Origin of the sequence: Actinopolymorpha sp. B17G11 (genome assembly GCF_040196095.1) — a bacterium.
In the GTDB taxonomy this organism is placed as follows: Bacteria; Actinomycetota; Actinomycetes; order Propionibacteriales; family Actinopolymorphaceae; genus Thermasporomyces.
On the sequence record NZ_JBEFTW010000011.1, the window covers coordinates 122,674 to 136,536 of the forward strand.

The 13,863-nt window shown below is 71.1% G+C and carries 14 protein-coding genes; 8 read left to right on the forward strand and 6 right to left on the reverse strand.

Annotation, left to right across the window (positions count from 1 at the left end; genetic code table 11):
- Positions 1 to 49 precede the first annotated feature (49 nt).
- The 4 genes from ABN028_RS14230 to ABN028_RS14245 all read right to left on the reverse strand — a co-directional run bounded on the left by ABN028_RS14230 (position 50) and on the right by ABN028_RS14245 (position 4,795).
- Positions 50 to 1,000, reverse strand: a complete 951-nt coding sequence (locus ABN028_RS14230; protein WP_349696911.1) for a DMT family transporter — start codon at positions 998 to 1,000, stop codon at positions 50 to 52.
- Positions 997 to 1,872 carry a deoxyribonuclease IV gene (locus ABN028_RS14235; protein ID WP_349696912.1) on the reverse strand — a complete coding sequence of 292 codons (876 nt, stop codon included), beginning with the start codon at positions 1,870 to 1,872 and terminating at the stop codon, positions 997 to 999. The genes ABN028_RS14230 and ABN028_RS14235 overlap by 4 nt, the downstream gene beginning before the upstream one ends.
- Complete coding sequence (pknB, locus tag ABN028_RS14240; protein ID WP_349696913.1) at positions 1,869 to 3,839, reverse strand: Stk1 family PASTA domain-containing Ser/Thr kinase; 1,971 nt, start codon at positions 3,837 to 3,839, stop codon at positions 1,869 to 1,871. The genes ABN028_RS14235 and pknB overlap by 4 nt, the downstream gene beginning before the upstream one ends.
- A gap of 131 nt (positions 3,840 to 3,970) precedes the next feature.
- Positions 3,971 to 4,795 carry a class I SAM-dependent methyltransferase gene (locus tag ABN028_RS14245; RefSeq protein ID WP_349696914.1) on the reverse strand — a complete coding sequence of 275 codons (825 nt, stop codon included), beginning with the start codon at positions 4,793 to 4,795 and terminating at the stop codon, positions 3,971 to 3,973.
- Between the two features lie 25 nt (positions 4,796 to 4,820).
- Here ABN028_RS14245 and ABN028_RS14250 point away from each other — a divergent pair, with 25 nt between their 5' ends.
- From ABN028_RS14250 to ABN028_RS14260, 3 genes are all read left to right on the forward strand, one after another.
- Entirely contained in the window at positions 4,821 to 6,005 is a 1,185-nt protein-coding gene (locus tag ABN028_RS14250; protein ID WP_349696915.1) for an NAD(P)/FAD-dependent oxidoreductase, read from the forward strand.
- On the forward strand, positions 6,002 to 6,388 hold the full coding sequence (locus ABN028_RS14255; protein WP_349327937.1) for an Rv2175c family DNA-binding protein: 387 nt from the start codon (positions 6,002 to 6,004) through the stop codon (positions 6,386 to 6,388). The genes ABN028_RS14250 and ABN028_RS14255 overlap by 4 nt, the downstream gene beginning before the upstream one ends.
- Before the next feature lie 139 nt (positions 6,389 to 6,527).
- The gene (locus ABN028_RS14260) at positions 6,528 to 6,953 is read left to right on the forward strand and encodes a barstar family protein (protein WP_349327938.1); all 426 of its coding nucleotides are present in this window, start codon (positions 6,528 to 6,530) and stop codon (positions 6,951 to 6,953) included.
- 188 nt (positions 6,954 to 7,141) lie between these two features.
- Here ABN028_RS14260 and ABN028_RS14265 read toward each other — a convergent pair whose 3' ends face one another.
- The gene (locus ABN028_RS14265; RefSeq protein WP_349696916.1) at positions 7,142 to 8,311 is read right to left on the reverse strand and encodes a polyprenyl synthetase family protein; all 1,170 of its coding nucleotides are present in this window, start codon (positions 8,309 to 8,311) and stop codon (positions 7,142 to 7,144) included.
- Positions 8,312 to 8,359: 48 nt separating this feature from the next.
- On the opposite strand from ABN028_RS14265, the gene metF reads away from it, so the two are divergent.
- A complete protein-coding gene (gene metF, locus ABN028_RS14270) occupies positions 8,360 to 9,277 on the forward strand; it encodes a methylenetetrahydrofolate reductase [NAD(P)H] (RefSeq protein WP_349327940.1) in 918 nt (305 codons plus the stop codon).
- A 25-nt stretch (positions 9,278 to 9,302) separates the two neighbouring features.
- Here the strand turns inward: metF and ABN028_RS14275 are convergent, their stop codons facing one another.
- Positions 9,303 to 10,661, reverse strand: coding sequence for a phytoene desaturase family protein (locus tag ABN028_RS14275; RefSeq protein ID WP_349696917.1), 1,359 nt, complete (start codon positions 10,659 to 10,661; stop codon positions 9,303 to 9,305).
- A 228-nt stretch (positions 10,662 to 10,889) separates the two neighbouring features.
- Between ABN028_RS14275 and ABN028_RS14280 the strand changes: the two genes are divergently transcribed.
- The 4 genes from ABN028_RS14280 (at position 10,890) to ABN028_RS14295 (ending at position 13,778) form a co-directional block, all read left to right on the forward strand.
- The gene (locus ABN028_RS14280) at positions 10,890 to 11,225 is read left to right on the forward strand and encodes a hypothetical protein (protein ID WP_349696918.1); all 336 of its coding nucleotides are present in this window, start codon (positions 10,890 to 10,892) and stop codon (positions 11,223 to 11,225) included.
- A 531-nt stretch (positions 11,226 to 11,756) separates the two neighbouring features.
- The gene (locus ABN028_RS14285; protein ID WP_349327942.1) at positions 11,757 to 12,257 is read left to right on the forward strand and encodes an SAV_6107 family HEPN domain-containing protein; all 501 of its coding nucleotides are present in this window, start codon (positions 11,757 to 11,759) and stop codon (positions 12,255 to 12,257) included.
- 64 nt (positions 12,258 to 12,321) lie between these two features.
- A complete protein-coding gene (locus ABN028_RS14290; RefSeq protein ID WP_349696919.1) occupies positions 12,322 to 13,131 on the forward strand; it encodes a methyltransferase domain-containing protein in 810 nt (269 codons plus the stop codon).
- Positions 13,132 to 13,340: 209 nt separating this feature from the next.
- Complete coding sequence (locus ABN028_RS14295; protein WP_349327944.1) at positions 13,341 to 13,778, forward strand: SCO2097 family morphological protein; 438 nt, start codon at positions 13,341 to 13,343, stop codon at positions 13,776 to 13,778.
- Positions 13,779 to 13,863 lie beyond the last annotated feature (85 nt).

A 13,863-nucleotide genomic window follows, 5' to 3' on the forward strand; every position in this document is an offset into this window, starting at 1 on the left:
GAAAGTTTTCAAGCCATTGTCGTAGCCGAAGGTGGACGTCCTTACAACGTCAGCAAGGCGTGGTGGTCGACCGCGCTCGCGGCGAGCGTGCCGGCGCCAACTCGGCGGTGTACATCGCGGCGAGGATGAGTCCGCCGCCGGCCACCATCCGCACAGTCGCGAGCTCTCCGCCGATCGCGACGGCGAAACCGGCGGCCCAGACCGGCTCCATGCACATGATGACGGCGGCCCGCGTCGCGGTGAGGTGCGCCTGCGCCCAGGTCTGGGTCACCAACGCGAACGCCCCGGCGACGAGTGCCATGTAGAGCAACGACGCCCAGTCGCCGGTCCGGTCAGGCACCGCGATGCCGCCCGGCAGCGCAGCGACACCGCACACCACCGCAATGACCGCCAGCTGGACGACCGAGAGCCCGAGCGCGTCTCGTCTGCTCGTCCAGGCGCCGACACCGACGATGTGCAGGGCGTACAACGCGGCGGACAGGAGCGTGAGCGTCTCACCGTAGCCGAACGCGAAACCGCGCAGCGCCAGGACCGCGAGCCCGATAGTGGCGAGACACACCGCCAGCCAGGCGGCCCGGCCGATCCGCTGCCGCAGCAGCACGCCGGCGAGCAGCGGTGTCATGACGACGTACATCCCGGTGACGAAGCCGCTCACCGACGCCGACGTGTGCGCGAGCCCTTCGGTCTGCAGGATCTGGGCGAAGCCGTAGACGGCGCCCAGGGCGATGCCGCGGCGGCGGGTGGGTGGGGAGAGGCGGCGGACGCTCTTGGCCGCGAGGAGCCCGAGGACGGCGGCTGCGACGGCGAACCGCACCGCGAGGAAGTCCGGCACCGGCACCCGCACGACGAGGTCCTTGATGAGGAAGAACGTCGATCCCCAGGTCGCAGTCACCGCCAGCAGGCCGAGGACGGCGAGCAGGGACCCGCGGTCCAGCCGTTCGGGTGCCGACGTCTCTCCGGCCGTGTGAGGCGTACGCAGGTCAGGGGGTGGCCCGGTCATCGGGACCGGCGTTTCCGTGCGGCGAGCCTGCGGAGCAGCGCGATGTCCTCGGCCCAGGCGTCCTTGCCGCCCGGCGTCTCCACGATGAGCGGAACGCCCTGAACGGCGGGATGGCGGAGCAACTCACCGAACGCCGCCTTGCCGATGTGGCCCTGACCGATCCGTTCGTGCCGGTCACGGAAGCTGCCGCACGGGTCCTTGGAGTCGTTCGCGTGCACCAGCTCCAGGCGTACCGGTGCGATCGTCTCCACCAGCGTGTCGAGCGTGCGCGTCATGCCTCGCCGCCGGTCGAGCGGTGCGCCCGCGGCGAAGACATGACAGGTGTCGAGACAGATGCCGAGCCTCGGATGGCGTTCGAGAGCGTCCAGATAGGCGGGCAACTGGTCGACGCCGGCGCACAACGACTGTCCCTGTCCGGCGGTCGGTTCCAACAGCAGCGTGGGCCCGTCGTCCGGGAGCTTGTCCAGCAGCGGCAGCAGCCCCTCCCGCACCTGCCGCATCGCCTGGTCGAAGCCGCCCTGCGCGACGCATGAACCGGTGTGGACGACGACGCCCCGCGCGCCGATACGGTGCCCGCGGGCGAGGTTGTGGGCGATCGAGTCCAGCGACCGCCGCACGGTCGTGGCCGTGGGCGAGCCGAGGTTGACGAGGTACGGCGTGTGGACGTACGCCGGAAACCCTGCCCCCGCGCACTGGTCCCGGAACGCATGGTCCTGCGCCGGGTCGCCGTGTGCGAGGGCCCACCCGCGCGGGTTGCCGACGAAGACCTGGAGCGCCGAGGCGCCGATCCCGCTGGCCACCCGGAACGCGCCCTTCACGAGTCCGCCCGAGACCGGTACGTGAGAACCGATGGGGCGTGGAGGCAGGCTCACACCTTCTCGAGGATGATCGTGGACCCCACCCGCGTCGGCTGTCCGGCCGGCGGGTTCTGGCTCGCGATGACGTTCATGCCGAGGTAGAGCGAGGACTGGCGTACCTCGACCTCGAAGCCCGCATCGGTCAAGGCCTTCGTCGCCTCCTCCTCGCCCATGCGTACGACGTCTGGCACGGGGATGAACTCCGGGCCCTTGGACACGACGAGATTCACCGTGTCGCCGCGATGGCCCTGACCCGGCTGCGGGTCCTGGCTGATGACCGCGTTCGGTGGCACAGTGTCGGAGAATGCGTCGGATCTCGCCACTGTCAGCCCGAGCCCTTCCAACGTGGTCGTGGCCTGGGTGATCTCGAGCCCGACGACGGACGGAATGGACAACGGCTCCGGGCCCCTGCTGACCACCAGCGTCACCGGCGCGTCGCGGCGAAGTGGCGTGTCCGGGGTGGGCGAGGTACGGATGACCCGGCCGGCCTCGACGTCGGAGTTGTACTCCTGCTGGATCGGAGCGACTGCGAGGTTGGCGCCCGTGACGACCCTCCGGGCCCGACGTTCGGTCATGCCGATGACGTTGGGAACGAGATGACGCTCCGGTCCGCGGGATACCCAGACCTCGACAGTGCCGCCACGGAACATGCGTTCGCCACGGGTGGGGATGGAACGGATGACGCGATCCTTGGGTACCTGCTCGTGGAAGACGAGCCTAGGTACGAACACCACGCCGGAGCGCTCACCTAGCTGCGGGAGGGCGGCCCTGCTCGTGCCGATCACCTCGGGTACGCGGGTGAACGGACCCACCGCGGCCAGCCAGCAGACGCTGCCGGCCACGACGAACAGAGCCAGGACGAACGCGCCGATGACCCAGAGGCGTCGCCACCAGGGCGGCGGTGGCCGACCCTCGTAGTCCTCGTCGTCGTAGGAAGGTTGCCGGACGCCGACGACGCCTGGGGCACCACTCGGGGTGAACGGACCAAGCCGCCCCCCCTGACGATGCGCCCCGGCCGGCATCGGCTCCATGGGCGCCACCAACGTGTGCTCGGCCCGCGGCGGTTGCGACGGCTGGCCCTGCCGTTGGGCCATCCCGAGATCCTGGGTGAGCTGCGCGTCGTCGACCCCCTGCCCGAGCGCGCTGCGCGCCCGCCGGACCAACTGCAGGAACGCCCGCGCGTCGGCGGGACGCTGATTGGGGTCGCGCGCGGTCGCGCGCAGGACCAGACCGTCGACGTACGCCGGAATCCCGGGCACGGCCTGCGACGGCGGTGGGACGTCATCGTTGACGTGTTTGTACGCCACCTGGATGGGCGAGTCGCCGTCGTGCGGCTTGGCCCCCACGAGCATCTCGTAGAGCATGATGCCGGCCGCGTAGACGTCGCCACGCGCGGTTGCCGCGCCGTGGGTGAGCTGCTCGGGCGCGAGGTAGGAGACGGTGCCGATGAGCAGCCCCTGCGTCGCCGTGCTCGTCGCCTGCGAGACCGCGCGCGCCAGGCCGAAGTCGGCGACCTTGACCGAACCGTCGTCGCCGAGCAGGACGTTCTCCGGCTTCACGTCCCGATGGATCAAATCCGCCTCGTGTGCCGTCGCGAGCGCCTGCAGGATCAGGTCGAGGAACGTCAGCGCTTCCCGAGGATCAAGGCGACCCCTGCTGGACAGCTCGTGGCGCAACGTCCGGCCGGGTACGTACTCCATCGTGAGGTAGGGCGTGCCGTCGTCCTCGCCCTGGTCGAACATCGCCACGACGTGGGGGTGGGACAGCCGGGCCGCAGAACGCGCTTCGCGGTGGAAGCGGCGGACGAAGTCGGCGTCGTCGGCCAGGCCGGCGTGGAGCATCTTGAGCGCGACCGTGCGGTGCAGCCGGGTGTCGACGGCTTCGTAGACCATCGCCATGCCGCCGCGCGCGATGCGGCGCCCCACCCGGTACCTGCCGTCGAGCAGGCGACCGACCATGGGGTCACTGACGCTTACGTCCACGCGAGGGCCTCGCTGACAAATCGGTTCGGACGTCACGAGTGTAGGGACACCGTGCCAACCCGCCCAGCAGGCCGCGCCGCTCGTCGTCGAGCGGTGTCACTCTCCGTGCTCCGGCCGGGGCGGATGGTGAGTCACGCGGTGGCGGCCAGGATTCCCATGTGCCCGGTCACGTGGAACGCTCCGGTGCGCTCGATCTCGGCGCGGATCCGGCACTCGGCGGCTCCACGGTAGTCCTCCCACGACACCGACGGCGGCAGGTGACGGGCGAGGTCACGCGTGCTGTCGACGTAGGCGAGCACCGGAGCGACCTCGGGGACGACGAGTCGGTAGCGGCGCTCCTGCACCTCGCACGTCCCGAACACCTGGCGGACGAGCTCGATGCCGACGTCGAGGGAGAACCGGCGGTCGTCGAAGGAGTAGGCCGGCGGGTCGACGATGCCCAGATCACGCAGGCTCGCCTGCCACAGCCCACCCATCTCGGCCTTGTCGTCGTGGGCGTTCGTACTCGCGACAAGCCGGCCACCCGGCCGGAGCACGCGGCGCAACTCAGCCAGCGCGGCACGCGGATCCGTCGCGTAGTACAGCATGTGCATCGCCAGGGCCCCGCCCGCGCTGCCGTCGCTGAACGGCAGCCGGTCGACCTCGCCGACGACGTCCGGCCGCATGCCCACAGACAGGTCGACCGGAACCACACGGAGGTCCGGCCTGGTCGCCCGGAGGCGCGAGGTGTAGGCACCAGTGCCCCAACCGACGTCCAGCACCGGACCGCCGACGTCGCCCAGCCGCGCAAGGGCGAGCCCCACCAGATCGAGGCGCGGCCGCTGCCAGTCGTAGATCGAGACCCGGGCAGCCAGCCTGGAGTCATCGGCGTACGCCTCGCCGATGAGGACATCGTGCGAAGGAGTGGTGGAGACGGTGGCACCGCCCGAGCCGGACACCGCGTGATCGGTTGTCATGGGAGGCCACCATAGGCTGCGAACGATGGAACGTGTCGTTGTCGCCGGTGCGGGACTCGCGGGCCTGCAGGCCGTCATTGCCCTGCGCGGCCAGGGGTACTCGGGTGAGCTGGTCCTGGTCGGAGCCGAGCCACATCCGCCGTACAACCGGCCGCCCCTGTCCAAGGCCGTCCTGCTCGGCGACGCCGACGACCCGACGCTGCCGTTCGACGCGGCCGCGTTGAAGGTCGACGTCCGCCTCGACACGACAGCGACCGACCTGCGCGAAGGAGAGCTCGACACCGACGCTGGGACCCTTGCCTACGACGGACTCGTCATCGCGACCGGAGCCGAACCGGTCCGGCTCCCCGGCGACGGCGCGATCTACCTCCGTACCCGCGACGACGCCGTCGCGCTGCGGTCCCGACTGCAGGCCGGTGAGCGGGTGATCGTCGTCGGCGCGGGATGGATCGGTGCCGAGGTGGCGACGGCCGCCGCTCGGCACGGCTGCCGAGTCACCGTGCTCGAGCAGGCCGCGACCCCGGTCACGCACGCGCTGCCCGCCGAGGTCGGACGGCACTTCGCGCCGTGGTACGCCGCCGCCGGCGTCGAGTTGCTCTGCGGCCAGCGCGTGGCGGCCGTACGTCCTGACGGCGTGGACCTCGCCGACGGACGCCGGCTCTCCGCCTCCCTCGTCGTCGTCGGTGTGGGTGTCCGTCCGGCAACCTCCTGGCTCGAGGGCTCCGGACTCGCGCTAGACCACGGCGTCGCCGTGGGACCGGACCTTCTCACCAGCTGGCCCGCAGTCGTGGCGGCTGGCGACGTGACAGCCCGCTGGTCGCCCCGCTACGCCACTCGGATCCGCGGCGAACACTGGGACGACGCGCTGCGGGCACCGGCCGTTGCCGCCGCCACCCTCCTGGGCCGGGACGAGACCTATGACCCGGTGCCGTACGTCTGGAGCGAGCAGTTCGGCCGCTTTGTCCAGTACGCCGGACATCCCGCGGCGAGCGATCGGATCGTGTGGCGCGGGGACCCCGACCGCGACCCGTCCTGGTCGGCGTTCTGGCTCACCGGAGACGACCGCCTCACCGCGCTGATCGCCGTCGGCCGGCCCCGTGACCTGGTGCAGGGGCGGCGCCTCGCCGACAGGGGCGTCCGGGTAGATGCCGAACTCCTCACAGACCCGGCGGTTAGCGTCCAGGCAACGGTGGCAGGCTTGGCAGGGTGAGCAGGAACGAGTCGACCACGAGTGCCGCCACCAACGACCTCGACCACCTCGTCCCCGCCTGGCTGAACCTCCCCGAGGTGGCCGAGCGGCTCGGTGTGGGCGTCAACCGCGTACGCCAGCTCCTGCGCGACAGGGAGCTGATCGCCCTGCCGCACGGGGAGCGGGGAGTGCTCCACGTCCCGGCCGACTTCCTGGCCGGTGACCGGGTGGTTAAGGGCCTGGCGGGGACACTCACGGTCCTCCATGACGCCGGCTATGACGAGGTGGAAGCCGTCCGATGGCTCCACACGCCCGATGACGGCCTCGATGGCACACCGATCGCGGCGCTGGCTGACAACCGCGGTCGGCAGGTACGCCGGCAGGCCCAGGCGCTCGGCTTCTGACCACACGCCGGCACTGGCGCCGTCACTTCACTGGCGCCGTCAGCTCACCGGCCGTTTCGACACGGAACTTTTCACACCGGCCTGCGTGGACGCGGAGCCGGGGAACGGGCGCGGGGGAGCTGCCCGGAAGGAGTGGGCGATGCCTGAGCTGGACAAGTTGCTCGCTGGGGAACAAGCCCCCGGCGTCTACCAGTGGCGGTCCGCACCGAGCGAGGCGAAGGTGAAAGCGGCCGCCGAGCAGGCTGGCTGGCGCTTCGTCGAGTTCGACACGACTACCGTGGTCGACAAGGCGGGACTCCTCGACACCGTTGCCGCGACGTTCGGGTTCCCGACGTACTTCGGGCGCAACTTCGACGCGTTCGCCGACTGCCTGAGCGAGGTGCGCGACGACGCGGGGATCCTTGTGCTGTGGGAGGGATGGGCGGGTCTCGCCGAGCTCAACCCGCAGACCGCCCGCATGGCGCTCGACGTGTTCTCCGATCGCGCCAGGGAGAAGCAGTGGGGCCCCTTCGCCGTCCTGCTCGCCGGCACGGGACCCGAACTCGACGTCCCCACGTTCGACTAGGGGGTGTCCCGTGGATCAGGGTCGGATAGCGAGCGGCGTATCCGCGCCCGGCTGGCAAGGCCGAGGAGGAGTCAAGAGCGGTGTCCTCTTGGCGACGACGAGAACGCAGCCAGGCGGGATGCGGGACGTCGCGAGCCCGGCCAAGATCCAGGGGAAACCCCCTAGCCCTGAGGACGCACCGGGCGGTGCTAGCCGGAGCGCTGCGTCGCCAGCCGGGCGAGCTCACCGAGGGCCGAGCGCGCGTCCTCGGTCGCGACCGGGGCCTTCGCGAGCGCGGTCGACGCGGCGTCGGTGAGCTCGGCGATGAGCCGCTCCACCGTGGCGAGCGCACCGGTGGCCACGATCACATCCCGCAGCTCGGCCACCCCACCGGAGTCGAGGTCCCGGTCGCCGAAGCACGTGCGGAACCGCTCGGCCTGTGCCGGTGTCGCGGCCTCGAGCGTCTTGGCGACGAGGACCGTGCGCTTGCCTTCCCGCAGGTCGTCGCCCGCGGGCTTACCGGTCACCTGGGGATCGCCGAAGATGCCGAGTACGTCGTCTCGGAGTTGGAACGCCTCACCGAGCGGAATGCCGTACGCCGAGTACGCGGCCAGCAACTGGGGCGACGCACCGGCGAGGACCCCGCCGAGATGGAGCGGCCGTTCGACGGTGTACTTCGCGCTCTTGTACCTCACCACCCGCATCGCCGCCGGAACTGACGACGTTCCCGCCGCCTGGTTCACCAGGTCGAGATACTGACCGGCCATCACTTCCGTACGCATCAGGTCGAAGTACCTGAAGGCCGCCAGCAGCCGGTCGTTGGGCAGGCCGCAGCCGCGCAGCATCTCGTCTGACCAGCACAGGCACAGGTCGCCCAGGAGCAGGGCGGCACCGATACCGAACGGCTCCGCCGGACCGTCCCAGCGCCTGGTCGCGTGCAGGCTCGCGAACTGCCTGTGCACCGACGGCCTTCCGCGCCGGGTGTCGGAGGCGTCCATCACGTCGTCATGCACGATCGCCGCGGTCTGGAGGAGTTCGAGCGCGGCCGAGGCGGTCACGATCCGCGGATCGTCCGCCTCGCCGCCGGCACCACGCCAGCCCCAGGAGCAGAACGCCGGCCGCAGTCGCTTGCCGCCCGCGACGAACGAACGGACCACGTCCAGTTGGACGTCGAGCTCGGGGTCGATCGCCCGCAGCTCGGCGGCCCGCTCGTCTAGGAACCGGTCGAGGGCGGCGTCGACCCGCTGCCGCAGGCCCGGAAGATCGAGAACGTGGCCGGCATCGGCCCGCCAGTGCCCGGGCGCTGTTTCGCCCGCGGCAGCTGCCTCTGCGCCGGCCGGTGCGGGCGGCGGCCAGGGCACGTGCGTCGTGTTCGGCACGTCCGCCAGCCTAGACGGCACGGACCCGCCGGCCAGTAACCTGGGCGCATGGCTCTAGGACTGCACTCGACGAGACCTGCCACCACCACGATCCGCGACCTGCTCGCTCGCGGTGACCGTTCGTATTCGTTCGAGTTCTTTCCACCGAAGAACGATCAGGGTGAACAACAACTGTGGCGGGCGTTGCGTGAGCTGGAGACGCTCGCGCCGACGTTCGTCTCGGTGACCTACGGTGCCGGCGGCTCCACCCGGGACCGCACCGTGCGGATCACCGGGCAGATCGCCGCCGAGACGACTCTCACCCCCGTCGCCCATCTCACGTGTGTCGGACATTCCCGGGCCGAGCTGCGGTCGGTGATCGGCGCGTACGCCGATGCGGGCATCGGCAACGTGCTGGCTCTGCGGGGGGATCCCGAAGGCGGAGCCGGCCAGCCGTGGACACCACACCCTGAGGGCCTCGACCACGCCGACGAACTGGTCGAGCTGCTCTGCCAGCTGGGCGAGTTCTGTGTGGGTGTCGCGGCGTTTCCCGAGGGCCACCCGGAAGCGGTCAGCCTCGACGCCGACGCCGAGTTCCTTGCCCGCAAGGCGGCGGCTGGCGCCGACTTCGCGGTCACCCAGTTCTTCTTCAACGCCGACGACTACCTCGCCCTGGTGGACCGGGCGAGCCGGTACGGCTGCGACATCCCGATCATTCCGGGAATCATGCCCGTGACGAACGTGCGCCAGATCCAGCGGTTCGCGACACTGTCGGGCGCGGAGTTCCCCGGCTGGCTCGCCGACCGGTTGCTGGCGGTGGAGGACGACCCGGCCGCCGTACGCGCGATCGGCGTGGAGGTCGCCACCGACCTGTGCCTGAAGCTGCTCGCCGGCGGCGCCCCGGGCCTGCACTTCTACACGCTCAACCGGTCGACCGCCACCCGGGAGATCTACTCGAACGTCGCTCAGGCCGGCGTTCGCCACTGACGGTCCGGCGCGTTCGCGCGGCGCCTCACGCGCGGCCGATCTCCGTGGCGACCGCCGCGGCTCCCAACAACACCTCGGGCACACCAGGACCCGGATGCGCCGTGGCGCCGACCATGAACAGCCCGCGCACAGCCGTGTGGTTGCGGGCGACGCCGAGGCCCCGGACGGCCCCCCGCCACGCCGGTCCGTAGCTCGTCGCGTCGCCGTCGACGCGGGCGACGACCCGGTCGCGGATGTCCCACCCGCGCCGGGCCAGGAGCTCCAGCGGATCCGCGGTGGTCCCGGTTCCCCCGTTGCGGTGCACGATGATGCTCACGGCGCGATGGCCCGCCGGGGCGAGGCTCGGGTCGTCGGGTGCGCGCACCACCACCGTCGGTGACTCACGGGCGTCGTCTCCGTGGAAGACGGTCTCGTGCAGGAGGTCGTCCGCTGCGTCGGCCAGACCGACGTGGACGAGTGGGGGAGGCAACGGGTCCCGCAGCGTCCGGGCAGAGCGGCGCATGGCCCGCGGCGGCCGGGCCAGGAGGCTTTTGGCAACGGTGCGTACGTCGACGCCGGACACGACGACATCAGCCGCCAGGCGCTCCCCGCCACGCAGCTCCACACCACTGACGGCACCGTCGCCTCGGATCGCCACCGCCTCGGCCTCGAGGCGTACGGTCACGGCACGTTCGTCGAGCCGCTGGCCCAGGGCGTCGACAAGGGCGCCGAACCCGCCCGCGCAGGTCCAGATGCCGAACGTCCGTTCGACGTACGCACGCACCGCCGTGAAGCTTGGCGCGTCCGCGGGGCCCGAACCCGTCGCGAGCACCGGATACTCGAGCAGCTTCCTGGTACGGACGTCGGTCAGTCGGCGCCGGGCAAAGGCCCGCAACGACCGACCGGGAGCGAGGGCCCACACCCCATGGGGGCCGAGGCTTCGTACGCCGGAGAACGGAACTTCGAGCACCCGGGTCCGAAGCAACTCCCAGGTCGGGGCGAGGTCGTCGACGACCGCCTCCCAGGCCGCACCCGCGGTGGAGCCCAGCGCTGCCTCGACCGCGCGTCGTTGGCCGGATCTGCTGCCCACTGGAAGGTCAAGGGCGGTGCCGTCGGAGAAGACGTGCCGGCGCGGCGTGGGTAGCGGCGCGAGTTCGAGGACCCGCTCCAGCGGTCGGCCCGACTTGCGGAACAGGTCACGCAACGTGGCTGGCAGTGTCACCGCGGCTGGTCCAGCATCCCAGCGGAACCGGCCGACTGCGGGGTCGTCGCGTTCGGCCGTACGCACGACCCCGCCGAGGTGGGAGGAACGCTCCAGCAGGGTGACGGCGTGTCCCAGCTTGGCGAGGCGCGCGGCTGCCGCCAGGCCGCCCAGCCCGCCTCCGATCACCACGACCCGAGCCACAGACGTCGGAGCGTAGTCGTTCGTGGACGCCCGGCGTGTCGGGGGTGCCCAGGGATTCCCCTGGGGAACTACCTAGGAACGAATGAGTACGTCGCCGGATAGTCGCGAAACCTTCCAGTCGCGAGGATTTCGGACATGGAACGACCACGGCCCGTGGCAACGCGCGGCGGACAAGGACAGCCCTAGTCAGGCGGCGCGACGACACCTCGGCGGCCGAGGTTGCGAGCGGTGGAGCGGTTGGGCCCCCACGGGGGTGGGGCCCAGCCGCTTCGCCATGTCTGGGGTGTGCGGCGCCGCGCGGGCCGCCCCGCCCGGGAGACAGCCCGCGCGGACTCTGTGGGGCCGACGGCCGATCACCTGCTGCCCGACACCACCGGCGCGTCGTGCCCGCAGCGCCAGGCCCTGGGGGTGAGCGTGCAGCCCGACGCCGTACGCCAGCGCCTCGTCGACGCGAGATCCCGTGCCGGCGGCAGGACGCTCGACGACGCCGGAGTTGTAGCCGGTTCACCGCTGGAGTGGGCGGCCCACGGACCGGGGGAGACCGCGTCCGGCCGCGGTTCATGATCAAGAGGTAGGTAACGGGGAAACATGGCCCGCGATCGCCAGGTTTCCGCCTCTTGATCATGAACCTGGATCTCGGGACGGTTGGCCGCCAGCCGCCAGCCGCCAGCCGCCAGCCGCCAGCCGCCAGCCGCCAGCCGCCAGCCGGCGGTCGGCGGTCGGCGGTTGACTGTCGGCGGTTGTCGGTGGTCCCTGCGAGACTCCGGGCCGTGATCGCAACAGGGCAGCGTGCCCAGTCCTCAGACCGCGGCGACGGGTTCTTGACCTGGTTGTCGCGCCGGGCTACATTTGCCATTGTTCGAACATGCGTTCGATCTCGTCCGTCGGGGAGTCGGGTCCCCGGCGGGCGAACTGCCCGGTGCGACAGCTCGACCCTGTCGCGGCGGGCGCCAGTTGGGTCCGGGCGAGGTGCGCAGGGCAGGGGAAGTGCCTCGCCCGGCGGCTGGTGCGACGAGCTCGAAGCCGAGGTTGTCGCCGGGCGCGTGCCGACTGCGTTGCGTCGGTGCCGTCCGGCTTTCGTGAAAGGAGTCCCGCATGCGGACGCACGCGACACCTGAGTTTCAGGCACCGCTCGGACCGGGCGTCTTCGTCGCGCTGGAGCGTGCCCGTGCCTCCCTCGCCGAGGCGGAGTTGGCCGCGACGCCTGCAGAGCGCTACGTCGCCGCGCACATCGCAGCGCTGCGCACCGCCGCCGCGGTCCTGGCCGGACGGTCCAGGCCAAGCGGCCGGCGCGGGCAGCGCGATGCCTGGACGATGCTCGCCCGCGTCACGCCGGAGCTGGGCGAGTGGGCGGCCTTCTTCGCGGCCGGCGCGGGTAAGCGGGCGGCCGCCGAGGCCGGTCTGCGTCAGGCGGTGACCGACCGGGAGGCGGCCGATCTCGTCCGCGATGCCGAACGCTTTCTGGCAGACGTCGAACGGCTGCTCGAACTCCCGCATCAACCGCCCCTGCCGAGGGACGGAGACCTCCTCGACGAGCCGGGCGAGGTGAGCCGCGCCGCCGTGCCGCAGCCGCGGGCTCGCGACACGGCCGCCTGACCTCTGGGCGCCTGGACAAATAGGCTGGTAGCAGTTGTCCATGCGAACGAGGAGGCACAGTCCCGTGCCCGAGTGCGGCCGGTCCGCTGATGGCTCTGACCCCCGCGCGCAACGTGGAGAGGCGGCCAGCGGCGCGGGCCATCGTCGTGCCGTCCGCAGCGAGGTGGTTTGGCGCCTGGTTCGCACGATCCTGGCCGAGCAGTCCGCCGTAGCAGGGCACGCCCAGCTCGACGTCGTCGACGCTGGTGGTGGCACTGGTCACCTCGCCGTTCCGCTCGCCGAGCTCGGACACCGGGTCACCGTCGTCGATCCCAGTCCTGACTCGCTCGCTGCGCTGAAGCGGCGGGCCGACGAGGCAGCGGTCACCGGTTCCGTCCAGGCTGTGCAGGGCGATGTCACGGACCTGCCGGAGCTTGTCGGCGCGGCGGGCGCCGACCTCGTGCTGTGCCACAGCGTCCTCGAGGTCGTCGATGACCCGGGCGCTGCCCTCGAGTCGATGGCGGCTGTCCTGCGCCCGGGCGCCGCCCTCAGTCTGGTGGCCGCGAACCGGTACGCCGTCGTCCTGGCCAAGGTCATTGGCGGGCACTTGTCCGACGCCCGCGCCGTCCTGGCGGAGCCGGCCGACGGGTGGCAGCCGGAGGGGCCGACGCCGCGCAGGTTCACCGCCACCCAACTCCGCCGGGCGGTCGGGAACGTCGGGCTTGTCGTCCTTGCCGAGCACGGTGTGCGGGTATTCGCCGATCTGGCCCCAGCGACCCTCGCCGACGAGCCGTCGGCCGCCGCGGCACTGCTCGAACTGGAGGCAACTGCCGCGGAACACCCGACGTTCCGTGCCATCGCGACCCAGATCCACCTGCTTGCTCGGCGAGTGTGATCAACCGCTGATCGTCAGGTACCGTGTGACCCGCGAGCGACCATCCGGGCCTGGCTCCATATGCGTGACATATGCGGAACAGTGCGCCGGTAACCGTCGAACGTGAGAGGTCGGCTACCGTGCTGGTCCAAGCCTGCTTAGACTGCATCTAGGCCCGAAGATCGAACACAGCAAAGCTCGAAACACGGCAGTGTCCCGTTGGAGGTCAGGTGCCTCTCTCCGACCACGAGCAGCGGTTGCTCGAGCAGATGGAGCGGGCCCTTGCTGCCGAGGACCCTAAGCTCGCCTCGGCGCTGCGAGGGGTCGATCTACGCACCCGACAACGCCGCCGCGCAGCACTCGGTGCGGTGGTGTTTGTTGTCGGCATGGTGCTGATGCTCGGCGGCGCGATCATGATGACGACCGGGCGCAGTGTCGCCGCCTACATCGTGGTCAGCGTGCTCGGCTTCCTTGTCATGCTGGTGTCGGCCTACTACGTCGCGACCAGTGTGCGGCACATGCCCGCGGCCGGCGAGATGTCCAAGGTCGTCCCCATTCGCGGGCGCGGCGGCCGGCGACCCAAGGCCAAGGCGAAGGCGAAGGCCAGTGGGACGTTCATGCAACGCATGGAGGAACGCTGGAGACGACGCCGCGAGTCCGGCTTCTGACCGACTCGCTCCTCTGAGCTGGCTCTCAGGTCCGGCACTTGGCGGAGAATCCGCGTCTTGCCGCTGTTTCCAGGGCGGCACCCTT